The organism is Trichormus variabilis 0441 (genome assembly GCF_009856605.1).
GTDB lineage: Bacteria > Cyanobacteriota > Cyanobacteriia > Cyanobacteriales > Nostocaceae > Trichormus > Trichormus variabilis.
Window position 1 is genome coordinate 3,468,224 of the sequence record NZ_CP047242.1, and the last position, 16,687, is coordinate 3,484,910.

The window sequence follows — 16,687 nt, forward strand, 5'->3', positions numbered from 1 at the left end:
TTTAGAATCAGTAAACATTGGTTTAAATGCTTATATTTGGGTTATTTTATATTAATGAAGACAAGTTCTGGGTTAGTAAATTGTGGGGATTTTATTTACTTGATAAGATGAAGATTCCATTCTAAAATTATCAATAAAAAGCATCCAATGATTGCTTCTGTCGCATAGCGTTTAGATAAGCGATAACGACAAGGATGCCAAACTTGAAATTCCCCATTAAAGCCTCTTGATACCAAGCTCAAGGATATTTGTTGATACTTTTCTAGGGTGCGTTGAAACAATTGACTAATCAACAACGATAAGCTTTTCATACTCAGACTAAAGGTGGAGTAACCACTACGAGCTTGTTGAGCAGTCCATAAGTCTGAGGCTGTATTTAATAGAACGAAAATAAATCGGTACATTAATAATAATAAATCTGTGAGCAGTACAGGGAATCCATAACGCCGTAAAGTTTGTAGTAAGTCTGTAAAGGGGATAGTTAACATGACGAAATATAAGCAAGAAATAGAGGCGATCGCTCGTGTGAAAATCTGCCACACTTGTTCAAGTCCATGCTGACTAATATATAAATAATAAAAGCCAGTATTTAACCCATATATGGCATCATTCTGCACTAAATTTAACTGAGAAATTCCTACTCCATTAATTGCCAAAGCAGGTAAACTAGTTAACCAGAAAAAACCTGCGACATAAATTAACTTCAAATAAACCTTGGCGGGAATACCTGCATAAAATATCGTCCAAATACTCATCCAAATAGCAATTAATATTTGTACCAGTGGATGGGCAAAAGCTGTGATAATGAGTAAGGCGATCGCCAACAACAATTTCTGCTCTGGTGCTAATCGCCGCAATTTATTAGTATAAGCCAGGGTATCTATTTGTAAGGTCATTCCTTATTCCTTTGCTGTTGGGAACGTCCCTTATATAAACCAACTGCATAACCAATAATCCCCGCGCCTAAAGCAGCTTGTGAACTGAATAATAAGCTTTCCACTTCACCACTTGGTGGTTCAAATAAAGGTTTAAACCAAGGTTCATATCCAGGCTTCACCTCACTAATGACTTTTTCAGCTTGGCCATCTGCACCTGTAAATTCTGCACCCCGCACAAAGATTAAAGGTAATATTGCTAAAGCGATGACTCCGCCTATCAATAACCAATTACTAATACCTGGTTTAGATTGATTCATGGCTTTGAGGTTCCCTTTGGATTAATTTCAGCAGTTGGAGTTCTTGCGGTGAATAGGATTGTAGCCAGTTCCATACTAAGACAGTCAATAATCCTTCACTAATGGCTAGAGGGATTTGAGTAATGGCAAAAATACCAGCAAATTTGGCGAATGAGGCGATAAATCCGCCCACTGGTGCGGGAAAGGCTAAGGCTAGTTGGACGGAAGTAATAATGTAGGTTAGCAAATCTGCTAAGGTGGCTGCTAAAAAGATGGCGATTCTTTGCTTACCAGTTAACTGGATTGTCAGATGATATATCCAATAGGCGGCAAATGGGCCAGCGATCGCCATTGAAAAAGCGTTTGCACCCAAGGTTGTTAAACCACCGTGGGCCAGCAACAATGCTTGAAACAACAATACTAGACTACCCAAAACAGACATCGCCAAAGGCCCGAACAGCACAGCCCCTAAGCCTGTACCTGTCGGGTGAGAACAACTACCCGTCACAGAGGGCAATTTCAAAGCGGATAATACGAAAGTAAAAGCCCCCGCCAATGCTAACAATAATTTTAGTTCTGGGTTGGCTTTGGTGATGCGGGTGAGCGATCGCACTCCTAAAACCATAAACGGTAAAGCTACTAACCACCAAAAAGCTGCCCATCCTGCTGGTAGGTAGCCCTCCATAATGTGCATCGCATAAGCTGGCGCAGATGAACTAACAATGATATAAAAGCTCAGAATCCCCATGAGGATGAGGGAAGCGCGTTTCGATGTGAGAATCATTCTCGGCACACTTTATACCTGGAAAATATGTTTCATCGCAATAGTCTAAACCAGCTTATACCCTAGCTAACAATTCACAAGTAAAAATTAAAAATTCAAGACAATTACTAACATCATTAATCTTTGTTTGCTTGTTTAATAAGTGCATTAAAGTTTACTATCTATTTTTTATTGTGCTGATATATCTGTAGTGTCTACTTTAGCTTTATAGTCATGTCAAGGCGCTAAAGGTATCAAATTAACACTCAAAATTATTGTGATACTTCTATTTTTTTATACATTTAAATCAGTGATTAAACTTACTTAAGACACTTAATCAAAGTTTTTCTTTATTACTGTAGCCACAGATTTACTTCAACCTTCAAAAGTTTCTAGTAAGCACTTTAACACTTCCATAGACGATGGAATTGAAGTGATGATACTATGCACCATTGAAAAAGCTTTACATAACAAGGGTTTTGGAGTGTGTATCTGTCAAATTCTTTTTTCAGATTGCTATGGCTACAAAAATCTTTGGGGAATTATAGTTGGAGTTTTGCCGAATAAATTCTCACAACTTCTTGAGAATTATTGACAGTAAATCTTATGTCCTATAGGATACACAATGACAGTTGCAAATAATTAGCAACTTTGATTTAGTGCTGTGGTTGAATTTCATGCCCAATAATTTTACGCTGGGTAAAAAAGAATTTTGGAGTCGTCGTCAATTGCTCAAGCTGGGGTTGGGTAGTGTTGGCGTGGCTGGTGCAGCTGCGCTTTGGCAGACATTGAACTCACAAAATAAGTCTATCGTCAGAGTGCCGCAAGTGGAAATGGATGCAGCTGACAATGTTGCTCAACCCATGCGGATGTTGAGAGAATTTGATTATGGGACGCTCAAGCAAGAAAATGGGCGGACTATTCGAGAATTCCAGTTAACTGCCGGTACTTCAGTTATTCAACTCAATAGTGCTGTATCTTACAACATCTGGGATCTTAATGGTCGCATACCGGGGCCGACACTCAGGGCAAAACAAGGCGATCGCATCCGGGTATTATTTCACAACCAAGCTGGACATTCCCATTCTTTACATTTTCATGGGGTTCATCCAGCCGAAATGGATGGTGTCCGTCCCGTGAGTAATAATAGTGCCACCATTTATGAGTTTGATGCTGAACCTTATGGGGTTCATTTATACCACTGCCATATTGAACCTGTTACCCGTCACATCGCCAAAGGTTTATATGGAATGTTTATCATTGATCCGCCGACACCCCGTCCCCCGGCTGATGAGATCGTGCTGGTGATGGCTGGCTATGACGTGGATGATAATAACCATAATGATTTTTACGCCTTCAACGGACTACCGCATCACTATATGCACAATCCGATTCAGATTTACCAAAATCAATTGATTCGGCTGTATGTCCTCAATATCATTGAATATGACCCAGCTGTAACCTTTCATCTCCATGCCAACTTCTTTGATGTCTATCGTTATGGCATGAGTATGAAGGCGAGTGAGAAAACTGATGTAATCACGATGGGAGTTGCAGAACGGCACATTTTAGAGTTTGCGTTTCGCTATCCAGGTAAGTATATGTTCCATCCTCATCAAGATGCGATCGCTGAAAATGGTTGTATGGGTCAATTTGAAGTTGTTGCTAATAATAATCAAAATCATTCTACTTGATGCAGTTGTTAGCTACACCAGAGAATTGAGATAATTTTTAAAATTTAACTTAAATATTTTCCTAATTAGTTGATAATTAATTGCACTTGTGATAAATCATCATAATACCTATTGCAAAACTATATCAGATTTTATTTTAAGCAATAGCTGAAAAATCTAGTAATTTATGGGTTGTTATCACCTTTAGGAATCAAAATGGTTAAATCTCGCTATATCTGTTTGGCTGTTGCAGCTTGCGTCATTGTTTCCCTGAGTTCTTGTACTGGAGGTACACCAACAGCCGAAAATTCACAGCCAGCGAATAGTAATTCTGCTACCCAAACGACGGAAGCTGTCAACCATAGCAGTCATGGTAGTAAAGCCAAAATTAATATCAATACTGCTATCTTGTCAGAATTGGATAAGTTTGAGTCCAAGTTAGGTGTACCCGCATTATCCAACAAAATTCAAGGCAGTCGTCCCTACGGTAGTCCAGAGGATTTAGTTAGCAAGAAAGTGATTACTCAAGAACAGTTCGACCAAATTAAAGAGATGGTGACTGTGCAAGAAGTGGTGTTAACGGGTGAAGCCAAAGATGTTGACTACATGACCAAATTGGGTTTGATGAAGGGACATCTTTTGGTAGCGCAAGAATTACTAGATCAAAATCAGCCAAAACAGGCAGAACCTCATATAGGACACCCTGTTGAAGAGATTTATGTTGATGTAGAAGAGCAGCTGAATGAGCGCAAAGTTAAAGAATTTAAGACCACTTTGGTTAGTTTGCAAGATTTAGTCAAATCTAAACCAAAGGATGCCAAGGTAAAAACTGATTTTACCGCTTCTGTGGAGTCAGTTGATGGAGCGATCGCCACTTTACCAGCAGCACAACGCAGCAAACCCGGATTTGTCCTACAGGTGATTAACGGCTTGTTGGATGCAGCTAACTCCGAATATGGGGCGGCGATCGCAGATGGTAAAATTGCGGCAGCGATCGAATATCAAGATTCTCGTGGTTTTATTGTCTACGCCAACGAATTGTATCAAGGAATTTCCCCTCAAGTAGCGCCAGCCAACCCAGAAGCAGACAAAGCCATTAACGCTAGTCTTACAGAACTGATAAAAGTCTGGCCAGCAGCCATTCCACCAGCGACACCAGTAAAAACTCCCGAAGAAGTTACAAAACTGGTAAAAACCATTGAGCTAAACTCGCAAAAAGTTATCGACCAATCAAGCACTCAGGCACAAAAATAGCCCAAGGACTCGCTTGGAGGCGGAAACCGAGAAGTTTAAAATGGATAAGAAGTGAGATAACTGTTAAAAGTTAAAAGTGAACATTATTTAGACTTTTAACACCTGTACCCTTTTACTCATGACGCTCCATTCGTAATTGTAATCAACCACTCATGCAAGAGCTTGACCAAAATAAGGCCATTGACCTACTCAACGCCATCATGGAATTTGAACTCGCTGGCGTAGTGCGCTATACACATTATTCCTTGATGGTAACCGGCCCTAATCGCCTTCCCATAGTTGCTTTTTTCAAAGCACAAGCCAGTGAATCTCTACTTCATGCCCAACAAGTGGGAGAAATTCTCACAGGATTAGATGGACATCCCACCCTGAGAATTGCCCCAATGGAAGAAACCTACAAGCATTCAGTCAAGGATATCCTACAAGAAAGCTTGAACCATGAGAGAAAAGCACTGGAAATGTATAAATCTTTGTTAGATACTGTAGCCAATGCCAGTATTTATCTAGAAGAATTTGCCCGCAGCATGATTGGACAAGAAGAGTTACACAATCTCGAATTGAAAAAAATGCTACGAGATTTTATCTAATAGTCAATAGTCAGTAGTCATTTGTCAGTTGCTATGAAAATAAATCATTTACAACTGACCACTGATTACTGATAACTGACCACTGACAACAAACAACTGATTATGAACTTTAGTACTGCTCTACCTACTTTTGTTATTACACTCCGAGAAGGAGTAGAAGCCGCCTTAGTTGTTGGTATTGTCTTAGCTTTGCTCAAAAAGGCTAAACAATCCCGTCTCAACCCTTGGGTGTATGCTGGTGTCGCCGTTGGTATCGTTATCAGTGCGCTAATTGGTGTGCTATTCACTTGGGTAATTAAAGCAGTTGGAGCCGCTAATCCTCAATACACGGTGGTAGTGGAACCGATGTTAGAAGGCGTGTTTAGTGTGTTGGCGATCGCTATGCTCAGTTGGATGCTAATCTGGATGACAAAGCAAGCCAGATTCATGAAAGCGCAAGTCGAAGGAGCTGTTACAGACGCACTTACCCAAAACTCAAATGCTGGCTGGGGTGTTTTTAGCTTAATTCTCGTTGCCGTTGTCCGTGAAGGTTTTGAAACAGTATTATTCATCGCCGCCAATTTTCAGCAAGGACTTATACCGACAATAGGCGCTCTGGCGGGTTTGGCAACAGCAACAGCTATTGGTGTACTTTTATTTAAATTAGGCGTTAAAATTGATATCCGCCAATTCTTCCAAGTGATGGGCGTTTTATTAGTATTAATTGTTGCCGGATTAGTTGTTTCCGCCTTAAAACATTTTGACGATGCTGTAGCCAACTTAGCTCTTAGCAGCCGCGCCTCAGAAAATCTTTGTTTTTATTACCAACATTTTACTAAAATTCACTCTTGTATTTTAGGGCCTCTGGTTTGGAATACTGAGCAAATATTACCCGATGAACAGTTTCCTGGTGTAATTCTCAAGTCCTTATTTGGCTACAGACAACACCTGTATATTGTAGAAGCAGTGGGATATCTCTTATTTTTAGTAACTGTTGGTGGTTTGTATTTCCGCAGTTTAACTGGCGGTTCCCCCAAATCTAGTAAAAAGATATCAGTTGCCCAAAGATAAAAACAGAGATTAACCCCCGACTTTCTATAAAAGCTGGAAAATTAAACTTTTACCCCAACAAATCTTTTTTAATCTGCTCACAAGCCTGCTTTATCGCATCTATACTACCCGGATTCACCAACCCATAATAGTCAAAAACATAGACTCGATTATTCTTAGTCGCGGGTAGTTTTTGCCAAAAACTCTCTTTTTTGAAGGAAGCTAAAACTTCTGTTTTTGAACCACCTTGAGGAGGGGTAATCAGAACAACCGCTTCTGGATTAGCTTCTAAAACTTTCTCAGCCGAAAGAGTTACATAACCAGCAATTGGGCTTTTTCCTTGCAGTTCTGCTGCTAAATTTTTTACTTGGAATTTTTCTAGTAAATCCCCAGCCCAACTATTCTTATTTGGAGCTAAAATTGGTTGACTACTAACCAGAACTAAAATAGGGGTATTTGTTCCTGGCCTATCCGCTAGAAAACTTTGATAACGTTCTAACAAAGGTTGGGGATTAACATCAATTAACTGAGCCAGTTTTGCTGTAATCTCTTCCAACGACTTCCATGTATTTACTTGAGTAAGTAAGGTGGGAATACCTAATTGTTGGAGTCTTTGAATTGGCTGATTAGAAAAACCTTCTGCACCAATAACTAAATCAGGCTTAAGTGCCACAATTTTTTCCAAATTGGGAGGACTTTGACCTTCGCTGATACGAGGTATATCTTGGAAACGGGGGTCATTTTTAAATAATGAACTACCAGCAATACCTACAAGCTTTGTTTTATCCAGTTGAAAAATGATATCTGTGGTTAGAGAAGAGAGTGTAACAACTCTTTTGGCGGATAATTTTGCTAATTCTTGAGATGGAGTATTAGTTGTTGTAATACTTTGCGTAGCTTGTGCTTGTGGCTGCCGAGTATTTGTAGTATTACACGCAGTTAAAATTATGCTCAATAAAATTGCAAAAGTAGATAATATCCAGCGACGGAGCATATAATATTTCCTTTTTGACTACAGATATAATTATCAGCCAGTTATCAGCTCTGAAAATCCAATTTGATTATTGAAAGGGCGTTGCTGATTGGTATTTAAGTATCTGTAGGGTGGGCAATGCTCACCGTATCATAGTTGTGGTGGGCATTGCCCAACGCCACTTTCGTGACTGCCGGGAAACCCCGAAGTTCTGATGCCTGCGGCGGGCTGCGCCAACGGAAGAAACCTCTGCCCAGACTTCTCTTCGTCCAACGTAGTAGCTCCTCTACGTATATTCGGAAATCAAATACTAGTCTTATGGTTATATAGCAGTCCTAAATCATAGGTCTGTGTTGACAACCAATCACGTAATACTGCCATATTACAAATATAAAAAAGCGAGTATAGGCACTAGTCAATGTCTTTAAAAATAAATTCTGATGACTATGCTACTCGCTGTGATATATACAAGGTTTTTGAGAAAAGCTTTACTTAATATATAGTAAGAAACCGAAAATTAGATGTTAGATAGATAACAAATTATTATTTTCTTGAAATTTTGTTAAGTATGATTTTTTACTTTATCGATAGAGGATGACAGTTGAGTGTTTTCAGCATCATGATAAGGGGACACCCAAAAATAAATTATTCCAAATTTACGGTTAGTAGGGCGCGTCAGTACGAATAATTGTTTATAAAGCTAGGTTTTCTCGCTCTGACGCATCCTAATATTTTGGATATTTTTTATCTGCGAGTCCCTAAGAGGAGCAAACATTCACAAATTCCAGTTACGGCGCAGATAAAAGAAACCCTCTAACCAGTCTTGCCAAACTGTGTTGCTGTTGAACCTCTGTTGGCTGAAGTTTCGTGCTGTTTGTTCTAAAATTTCAGAGAAACTCGGATAGACAACAGATAAATTACCTAAGTGTTTCACCGGAATGTTTTGGGACATTGCCAAAGCAATGAGATTAATTAACTCTCTGGCTTCCGTACCAAATATAGTAGCTCCTAAAATTTTGCCGTTGCGTAGCACAACTAATTTACAAATACCCGTAATTTCATTTCTCAGTTGGGCTGCTGCTATGGATTTATAGTAATGCCGTAAAACTATAACTTCTTGTTGACTAAATTGATGTTTTGCTTGAATATCTGTCAAACCAACCTGCGCTAAGACTGGATAGGATAGTATCGCCCAAGGAATGTTTTGGTAATTAACTTGCCATCTGGGAAAAAACAGAGCATTGTTCAAAGCAATTCGGGCTTCGTGATTAGCTATGTTAGGGAAATCGTAACCACCGATAACATCACCACAAGCATAAATTCTGTGATTGGTGGTTTGTAGTTTGTCATTGACTAGTAAACGATGTTGATGCCATTTCACTCCTACTTCTGGCAAATTGAAAGATTCAATATTTGGTTTGTGTCCAATTGCTATGAGAATCTCATCAGTTTCAATGGCTTTTTCTCCTGCCTGAACCCATTTTTTATTGTCGATTCGTTTGACTTGTGTCACCATTTTTTGAGTCAGGACGCGCACACCATCGACTTCTAACTGTGCTTGAAGGAACTGAGCAATTTCTGGGTCAAGCTGAGGTAGCAGATGAGGAGATTTAACTACCAAAGTGATATTACAACCCAGTCTTGCTAGAGTTTGTGATATTTCGATGCTTTGAGGAGTACCACCAATAATTACCCAATTGTGGGGTAGTTCAGAAAATTGAGAATGTTGTTTGTATAAATATTGCCAAATATTTGCTGGTGTCAGGTAGTCGGTAGTTTGCAGTCCTTCAATTTTGGGGATTGCTGGTAGGGAACCACTGGCGAGTAGGTAAGTGCGTCCGCGTAGTAGGCGATGAGTTACGGCAAATGCTAAATGGGGTGAGCTTTGGAATTGTCCACTGTCAACAATGACATCGACTCCTTGGGCTGACAAGTGAGCAAGAGACATTTGTTCTTGGACGTTAGCGGCAATGCCTTGAGCCGAAGACAATGCTAAGGAAATTTGGCACTTTTCGGAAGTATCAACGTGTACAGCATCGATGCCACAGCTAGCCAAATTGTGCAAATTTTGGGTTAGGTTGGCAATTTCCCCTATAGCTTGGTGAATAATCAAACTATTATTTTGCTGAGATTCCACCAATGCCACTTTCGCCCCCATTTGGGTGGCAGTGAGGGCGGCATAGCGTCCTGTGAGACTGCCGCCAATAATCACGACATCGTAATCAATAGTCATTAGTCATTGGTCAGTAGTCAGTGGTCAGTGGTCAGTGGTCAGTAGTCAGTGGTCAGTGGTCAGTGGTCAGTGGTCAGTGGTCAGTAGTCAGTGGTCAGTGGTCAGTGGTCAGTGGTCAAGAGAGTTTTGGGCTATTGTCTTTAGTGCTTTTGTTAAGCGTTGATTGTCGGTGTGAGAACGGACGGCGAGGCGGAAAAAACGATCGCCTAGTTCTTTAAAGCTAAGACAATCACGGATTAAAATCTGGTGCTGCTGGAGTAATTTTTGCTGTAATTCTAAACTCGATTGTTGTGTTTCCACTAGCAAGAAGTTAGCAGCACTGGCTTGGGGTGTTAATCCTGGAATGGCGGTTAGGCCTTGGAATAGTTCCTCTCTTGCAGGTGGTAGCCATTGCCAAGTTTGTACTTGGAATTCTCGATCCTCAAGGGCAGCTATCGCCGCCGCCGCCGCCAAAGTATTGACAGGCCAGGGGTCACGCCATAATTGCCATTTTTGCAGACGATCAGGGTGAGCGATCGCATATCCTAATCTCAGCCCTGGGAGACTGTAGAATTTTGTCAGCGATCGCAATATCACTAGGTTAGGATATTCTGCCACCACTGGAATCAGGCTTTGTTCCTCATCAGGAGGGACAAAATCCATAAATGCTTCATCCACCACCACCAAAGCAAATTGTTCCAGCAGAGGTAAAATCGCCTCTCTTGTGAATAGCTTGCCTGTTGGGTTGTGGGGATTGTTGAGTAACAAAGCATAGTTAGTGCTGAGTCCTGAGTGCTGGGTGTGAAGTTGCGTTAAGTGACATTCTGTACCCAATACTCGTGACTCAACACTAACAAGGGGAAACTCCAGTACTCTAGCGTGGTACGCCCTTAAGGTGCGGTAGTAATCGCCAAAGGCTGGAGTTATTAAAACTGTTGCGGCTAATTGAGCTAATTCCCTACCTGCGAGAGTAAGTAATTCTGCTGAACCATTGCCCGGCAGAATCCACTCTAAAGGTAATTGATGGAAATGACCTAGAGCCAGTCTCAGTTCACTGTAATCAGGATCTGGATAGTGCCTGAGATTACTAATTTGTGACTGAATAGCAGCGATCGCACTTTGAGGCGGCCCCAACGGGCTGATGCTAGCAGAAAAATCTACAATCGCATCCGCAGGACAGCCAGCCAACGCTGCTGCCCAAGCTAAATTTCCCCCGTGATCTGGTTGCCGCATCAAATTCAGATTCCTAATACTAGAACCTATGCTTTTGGGGGTGCTACTTTTTCTCTGAATAATTTACCGGCAGAGAAAGCAGGAACCCTGGTCGCTGGAATTTCCATCTTTTCGTTAGTTTTGGGGTTACGACCTTCACGAGCTTTACGTTCCCGTGATTCAAAAGAGCCAAATCCTACCAGCGTGACTTTATCGCCAGAAGAGACAGCTTCAATAATCGTTTCCAAAGCAGCTGTTAAGACGGCATCAGCTTGTTTTTTAGTAACACTAGCTTTTTCAGCTACGGCATCAACCAATTCACCTTTGTTCATTTGGAACTCCTTAATGTTTACTGGATATTCAGTACAGTTGCACTTTGTCGCATCTTTACTGAAGTCTCTGTTTGGAGAGATACAAAAGTCATCCTTTGGGAGTATATATACTCAAAATGGCTGTACATCCCATCGGCTCTACTTTTCAATGAATCATTCTAAGGTGTTGTAGCCAGAAGTGGATAGATGAAACCATTAATTTATATGGATTTCGGCATTTTTTTTATTTTTTAGGTCATTGTTGCACTCAAAACCACCCCAAAAGTAGGAAAAAATACCTAGTAAATACCCTTGTGGCTAGGGAAACTTCGACTAAAAAACGTCGCCAATCATCTAAATTTAAAATGCAAAATTTTAAATTTTAAATTTCAGAAAGCTAGATTTAATCTGAGTTTGCGGGTTTAAAGTTGTCATCCCCTTTGTGCAAATTGCGATGACAGGGTAGGTTACTCAAATACTGAATGTTAAATTGTGTTAACAAAATTAATCTCTGCCGCCTTTAATCAGGGTTATTTGGCGATCGCCAAGCCCTGTCATCACCTATTATTTAGTGCATATGTACTAAATTCTTGGTTTCGCCGAAATAGGCACACTGCTGAATAAACCGTCGGGGAATTTCTCCACTCTCTCCCCAATGGAGATGAACATAAGAGGCGTGGATGTTTTTCGGGAAACCCCATCCTTCACAACCCGTATTTTCTGGGCAATCATAGCGGTAAGTTTCAAATAAGGGCTGAGGGGGCGCTGTAATCAAGCGTGAGCGATGAAACTCGTGTCCATAAATGTGAGTACCTGCGTTCACTAACAAGCCATCCTGCAAGGCTACAGCACGGCGATATCCCAAAGTTAAACGTCCACCCATTGCTGCAGATGTAGGTAACACTCCCACCATCGGCCAAGATTGCCCTTCAAAATCGACAATTTGCTCACACAGATACATCAATCCCCCACACTCAGCAATCGTAGGCATTCCTGCGAGAATAGCTTGTTTCACCGCATCACGGGCGCGGCTATTTGCGGCTAGCTGTGGGGCAAACACTTCTGGAAAACCGCCACCAAAATACATTCCCTGCACACCCGATGGTAGTTCCCCATCCGTTAAAGGACTCCAGAAAACCAGTTCCGCCCCCAACTGCTGCAACAAATCAAGATTGTCTTGGTAATAGAAATTAAAAGCGCGATCGCGGGCAACGGCGATTTTAGGGGGATTGGGGATTGGGGATTGGGGATTGGGGACTAGGGATTGGGGACTAGGGATTGGGGATTGGGGACTGGGCGAAAATCTTGCAGTCAGTTCTCCCCCTGCCTCCCCTGCCCCCTGTCCCCTGCCCCCTGCCCCGCTTACTTGCAACAGAGGTAATAAACTTTGCCAATCGAAACAAGCATCGCCTAAATCAGCAAGACGATTAATGACAGCATCTAACTCTTGTAATTCGGCAGTGGGGATTAAACCGAGATGGCGATCGGGAATGGCAATGTCATCTTGACGGCGTAGCACACCGAGTATAGGTAATTGCAGAGGTTTTAGGGCATCTTGGAGGAGAGAGAGATGGCGATCGCTGCCCACGCGATTTAACACCACCCCAGCAATTTTAATACGGGTATCAAAAGAGCGGTAACCGTGGGCGATCGCTGCCACAGAACCAGACAAGCGACTACAATCAATCACCAAAACCACAGGCAAATCTAAAAGCCGTGCCACATGAGCAGTACTAGCAAAGTCACTGATACCAGTAGTCGATTGTCCGTTATGGTCAACAACTGACAACTGACCAATTCCATCAAACAACCCCATCACCCCCTCAACCAGAGCATATTCACTCTCTTGGTGATGACGAGCAAAACAATCCTGAACGTAAGCTTCTGAAGTCAAAACTGGGTCTAAATTGCGGCAAGCACGACCAGTCACATAGCTGTGAAACATCGGGTCAATATAGTCTGGCCCGACTTTGAACGACTGTACTATGGCACTACGCCGACATAAAGATGCTAAAAGGGTGAGTGTGACTGTTGTCTTGCCCACCCCGCTACGTTCCCCAGCAATCACTAAAGCCATAACAAAATAGAAGTCTTTAAATCTTAGAAGAGTAGTATATCGTCCTAGCTAAAATTCGGACTTGGCACTACTTAGTCATTATTTGCGTCAAGTTCATCGTTAGGACTTGCCTAAATATTCAAGTCCTGACTAAAACCTATGTAGTGCAGCAATATATGGATTGTTGCCTTGAATCAAAAAATTCCCCATTAAGCATCAATTTTGAGCCAGTAATGCCAATTGAATTCCAACCCCAAAGCATTCGAGTTAACACTTGGTTAACTAAGTTATTATCCATACCCAAAAAATTGCTTTTTGTTCTTCAAGGTTGGCGGTCAATTAAGCGACTTTTTCCAGTCTTGTTTGCACTGTCATTTACTACAGTACTATTACTACAAAACCTCACGCCAGCAACGGCGCAAATATCCCCATCACCACGACAAGAAATTCGGGGAGTTTGGCTAACAAATAATGACTTTGACATACTCAGAAATCGCGCTAAAGTGCAGGACACACTGACTCAATTGCGGCGGTTGAATTTTAATACAATTTATCCCGTTGTTTGGAACGATGGCTATACCAAGTATCCCAGTGCTGTCACCCAACGGATGGGCATCCCTTATTTCTTTCGAGGCACAGAAGGGCAAGACGTAATTGCAGACATTATTAGTCAAGCTCGTAGTCAAGGCTTACTAGCTATACCTTGGTTCGAGTTTGGTTTTATGGCTCCCTTAACTTCCGAACTAGCATCCCAGCATCCAGATTGGCTGACACAAAAGCAGGATGGAACCCAAACCTCAATTTCTGCGGCGGGTGAAGTAGCCTGGCTGAATCCCTTCCACCCAGAAGTACAGCAGTTTATTACTGACCTGGTAGTAGAAATCATTACCAAATACAACGCTGATGGGATTCAATTTGATGACCACATGAGTTTACCCGTTGATTTTGGCTATGACAAATACACAATTAATCTCTACAGACAGGAAACTGGGAATCCGCCGCCGCCTAATCCTCAAGCCCAAGCATGGATAAAATGGCGGGCAGATAAAATCACCGCTTTCATGGTGCAACTCAATCAAGCTGTGAAAGCCAGAAAACCCAATGCCATTTTTGCCGTTTCGCCCAATTACTATGACTTTGCATACAAGTTGCAATTACAAGATTGGCTCAACTGGGTCAGGTTAGGTGTTGTAGATGAGTTAGTAGTCCAGGTTTACCGGAATGATTTGCAAAGTTTTAATAGTAAACTCATCACTCCAGAAATTCTCGAAACACAACAGTTAATACCTACTGGTATAGGTATTATGACTGGCTTGAGAAATCGCCAAGTTTCCATGTCACAAATTCAGTCGCAAGTCAGGGCGGCTCAAGAACGTGGCTTAGGAGCGGTCTTTTTCTACTACGAAAGCCTTTGGGACTATGCACCAGAGCCAGTGGCGCAACGACAGGCTGCTTTTCAACAACTGTTTCCCAATCCGGCTAGGCGTGATACTTCTCAAATCACAGCCCGAAAACCGAGTTTTAATACTATCTCAGTTCCCTTATATACAAAAGGTTCTGTTGGGCAACGAGAGCGGGGTTATTTTCTCGAAGTAGCAGTGGCTGGTGGTCAGCCAAGGCGTGTTCTGATGGATACAGGCTCTGGGGGGCTGAGAGTGCCTAGAGAGTTTTTAGGCAATGCCCCTATCAATAGAACTGGTCAGATAGTCAGAGAGGTGCTAAACGATGGCACTATCCTCGAAGGAGAGTTAGTTTACACAAGTATGCGTATGGGGTTAATTGCCACTGAAGAACCTGTGCCGGTGCAAATCGTCACCAGTCGCCAATGTGTAGCCCAAAAACCTAATTGCTCTGCCAGGGGTAACACACCGTTCTCTGGTATTATCGGTGTCAACTATGCAGAACGCTCACTGCCTTACAATCCTTTGAGAAAACTACCAGGGAATTTAAGTAACGGATTTATTATTGCAGGCGATCGCACTAGTGGTAACAGTAGCCTCATCCTGGGTTTAACAGCACAGAATCGGGGAGGATTTAATCTAGCTTCCCTGACTCAACAACCCGCAATGAATAGTATTCCAGGAAATAGATGGGACTCTAGGCTCAATGGAGTTTGTTTAACTATTTCTGGCAGTGCCATGAAAAATACCTGTAATGCCAAAATGCTAGCGGATACTGGCGTAATCAGTAGTTTTATTGACTTTAAGTCTGCTTCCCTCATGGGTAAACTCAAACCCGGCAGGTTAAGCCCAAACAACACGCTCAAGTTATCCATTCCCCGCATACTTGACTACAGCCTCGCCCCAGGCAATCGCAACGGGTTTAATGTATGGAATCTCAATGTTTCACCACAGCTAGATCAAGCTATGGTTGTGAATAGTGGCATAGCACTGTTCGACCGATACAATGTACTTTTTGACCCAGTGAATGGACAAGAAGGTTTCCGTCTTCGCAGTTAAGTTCAGATTTGGTAATTGGTAATTGGTAATAGGTAATTGGGTTCTACCATGACCAATTACCTATTACCAAAGACCAGAAATAATATAAGTTTTCAAACACAGATGCTACTATTCGTATGCCTTAGCAGGTACTCTAAAAGCTGCATACTTCCATTCATCACCCTCTAAATATTCAATTTTAAATTCGCCTTTAGTTAATAAAGTCAGATCCGGGAATTTGAGTATTCCATTTTCTCCTAATACAACACAGTCTCCATTACTAGAAGCAGGTTGACTAGAATTTGTACCTATTTGATTGATAATTTTGCGCTGCAATTCTTGATATTGTTGTTCTGTAATTAATTTGGAATCATACAATCTTTTAATCTCTCGTAGTTGGTTTTCTGTATCTGACCCGCCTTGGGTTTGAGTATTATTTATTTCACAAGAATCAGGCTTAAAGGCTATTTTCCTCACAGGATGATCCCACCATTTAGAAAACTGAGTTAACCAATTGGTGGTTCTTGTAGTGTGTATTACTCTTACTTGATTATCCCCAATTTCTAAACGTACCCAATCTGTAGACCTTTTTTGGATTAAACCACCAAATCCCCAAGTGATTACGCTACCGACTGAAACACCACTATCTGCTAAACGCAGTTTAATAACTCTAGGTGGTAGAGCCTGGGCAATTTCTGTACGTTTTTGATTTAAAGATGCAGAATTATTCACAATCCATCCACTATTTTTAGCTGTAGCAGAGGAAGAATTTACTACTATAGAATTAGCCAACAATACTACTGCTATCAAAATTTTTACTTTCATGAATTATTAATATTTCTTAGTTTGCATGACTTTATTCTCCTAGAAAGATTACAATATGCCAGCTAAAACAGCAATAACAAGTAGATACATCTCTTCTACCATCAGCATAGTAGTTTCTTATCAAGGTTATGTGATTGCGACCAATGAAACAATCGCATAAAAGAATAATCAAAAGCCCCA

Annotated in this window: 14 protein-coding genes; 5 read left to right on the forward strand and 9 right to left on the reverse strand. The window is 41.5% G+C overall.

What is annotated here, in order from left to right; all coding sequences use genetic code 11:
- Window positions 1–95: 95 nt before the first annotated feature.
- The 3 genes from cbiQ to GSQ19_RS14075 are packed head-to-tail and all read right to left on the reverse strand — an operon-like array spanning window position 96 to window position 1,922.
- Window positions 96–896 (reverse strand): cobalt ECF transporter T component CbiQ, encoded by an 801-nt coding sequence (gene cbiQ, locus GSQ19_RS14065; RefSeq protein ID WP_011318561.1) that lies wholly within the window; start codon window positions 894–896, stop codon window positions 96–98.
- The gene (locus GSQ19_RS14070; RefSeq protein WP_011318562.1) at window positions 893–1,195 is read right to left on the reverse strand and encodes an energy-coupling factor ABC transporter substrate-binding protein; all 303 of its coding nucleotides are present in this window, start codon (window positions 1,193–1,195) and stop codon (window positions 893–895) included. The genes cbiQ and GSQ19_RS14070 overlap by 4 nt, the downstream gene beginning before the upstream one ends.
- Window positions 1,182–1,922 carry an energy-coupling factor ABC transporter permease gene (locus tag GSQ19_RS14075; RefSeq protein ID WP_185478952.1) on the reverse strand — a complete coding sequence of 247 codons (741 nt, stop codon included), beginning with the start codon at window positions 1,920–1,922 and terminating at the stop codon, window positions 1,182–1,184. The genes GSQ19_RS14070 and GSQ19_RS14075 overlap by 14 nt, the downstream gene beginning before the upstream one ends.
- A gap of 692 nt (window positions 1,923–2,614) precedes the next feature.
- Between GSQ19_RS14075 and GSQ19_RS14080 the strand changes: the two genes are divergently transcribed.
- From GSQ19_RS14080 to GSQ19_RS14095, 4 genes are all read left to right on the forward strand, one after another.
- Window positions 2,615–3,631, forward strand: coding sequence for a multicopper oxidase domain-containing protein (locus GSQ19_RS14080; RefSeq protein WP_011318564.1), 1,017 nt, complete (start codon window positions 2,615–2,617; stop codon window positions 3,629–3,631).
- Window positions 3,632–3,826: 195 nt separating this feature from the next.
- On the forward strand, window positions 3,827–4,864 hold the full coding sequence (locus GSQ19_RS14085; protein WP_011318565.1) for a ComEA family DNA-binding protein: 1,038 nt from the start codon (window positions 3,827–3,829) through the stop codon (window positions 4,862–4,864).
- Window positions 4,865–5,016: 152 nt separating this feature from the next.
- Window positions 5,017–5,451, forward strand: coding sequence for a ferritin-like domain-containing protein (locus tag GSQ19_RS14090; RefSeq protein ID WP_011318566.1), 435 nt, complete (start codon window positions 5,017–5,019; stop codon window positions 5,449–5,451).
- Between the two features lie 102 nt (window positions 5,452–5,553).
- Window positions 5,554–6,501: an FTR1 family iron permease gene (locus tag GSQ19_RS14095; RefSeq protein ID WP_011318567.1), complete on the forward strand. Its 948-nt coding sequence runs from the start codon at window positions 5,554–5,556 to the stop codon at window positions 6,499–6,501.
- 49 nt (window positions 6,502–6,550) lie between these two features.
- On the opposite strand, the gene GSQ19_RS14100 is transcribed toward GSQ19_RS14095, so the two are convergent.
- From GSQ19_RS14100 to GSQ19_RS14120, 5 genes are all read right to left on the reverse strand, one after another.
- Entirely contained in the window at window positions 6,551–7,474 is a 924-nt protein-coding gene (locus tag GSQ19_RS14100) for an ABC transporter substrate-binding protein (RefSeq protein WP_011318568.1), read from the reverse strand.
- Between the two features lie 754 nt (window positions 7,475–8,228).
- Entirely contained in the window at window positions 8,229–9,686 is a 1,458-nt protein-coding gene (locus GSQ19_RS14105) for a dihydrolipoyl dehydrogenase family protein (protein ID WP_011318569.1), read from the reverse strand.
- Window positions 9,687–9,794: 108 nt separating this feature from the next.
- The gene (gene cobD, locus GSQ19_RS14110) at window positions 9,795–10,898 is read right to left on the reverse strand and encodes a threonine-phosphate decarboxylase CobD (protein ID WP_011318570.1); all 1,104 of its coding nucleotides are present in this window, start codon (window positions 10,896–10,898) and stop codon (window positions 9,795–9,797) included.
- A 26-nt stretch (window positions 10,899–10,924) separates the two neighbouring features.
- Window positions 10,925–11,209 (reverse strand): HU family DNA-binding protein, encoded by a 285-nt coding sequence (locus tag GSQ19_RS14115; protein ID WP_010998076.1) that lies wholly within the window; start codon window positions 11,207–11,209, stop codon window positions 10,925–10,927.
- Between the two features lie 547 nt (window positions 11,210–11,756).
- Window positions 11,757–13,265: a cobyrinic acid a,c-diamide synthase CobB gene (locus GSQ19_RS14120; RefSeq protein WP_011318571.1), complete on the reverse strand. Its 1,509-nt coding sequence runs from the start codon at window positions 13,263–13,265 to the stop codon at window positions 11,757–11,759.
- A gap of 212 nt (window positions 13,266–13,477) precedes the next feature.
- Here GSQ19_RS14120 and GSQ19_RS14125 point away from each other — a divergent pair, with 212 nt between their 5' ends.
- Window positions 13,478–15,703 carry a glycoside hydrolase family 10-like protein gene (locus tag GSQ19_RS14125; protein WP_185478883.1) on the forward strand — a complete coding sequence of 742 codons (2,226 nt, stop codon included), beginning with the start codon at window positions 13,478–13,480 and terminating at the stop codon, window positions 15,701–15,703.
- A gap of 108 nt (window positions 15,704–15,811) precedes the next feature.
- On the opposite strand, the gene GSQ19_RS14130 is transcribed toward GSQ19_RS14125, so the two are convergent.
- Window positions 15,812–16,507, reverse strand: coding sequence for a hypothetical protein (locus GSQ19_RS14130; protein ID WP_011318573.1), 696 nt, complete (start codon window positions 16,505–16,507; stop codon window positions 15,812–15,814).
- Window positions 16,508–16,687: the final 180 nt, after the last annotated feature.